General features: G+C 37.2%; 1 protein-coding gene. It reads right to left on the bottom strand.

The genetic code is table 11. From position 1 onward, the window contains the following. The coding region (locus A3761_RS28990; RefSeq protein WP_156491749.1) for an HDOD domain-containing protein at window positions 1-155 on the bottom strand (155 nt) is incomplete at its 3' end. Window positions 156-384: the final 229 nt, after the last annotated feature.

The following is a 384-nucleotide window of genomic DNA, read 5'->3' as shown; positions in this document are numbered from 1 at the left end:
ATAATTTTGGCAGAAAGGACCTGGTCCATCTGTATTTTTTTTGAAATCTCATCAACATTGGAATGAGGATCATTAAACTGCTTGATCAGTTCTTGCACCACTTTCGGGATGTTGGGTAAATTTGGGCTTCCTTTAAATAGCGATTCTAAAGACATTCCTGTAACTCCTAAGCGTCAATTGCCTTTGTTTTATATTTGTTCTAATGAGTATAGAAAAAGCCCGCGATCGGTAAAGAATAGACTTGTGACTTTTTGTTTTTTATTGAGTTTTAGCGCATTGCTTGAGACAGCTCTTCTTTACCCACCAGGATTTTAAGTGTGGATGACTTAAATTCACGACGAAATAGAATAAAGACAATAAGGGTGCTGGCGACCATAAATACCC

The organism is Oleiphilus sp. HI0123 (assembly GCF_001635315.1).
The sequence above is the reverse complement of the archived record's forward strand: the minus strand, read 5'-3'. Positions and strand labels throughout refer to the sequence as shown.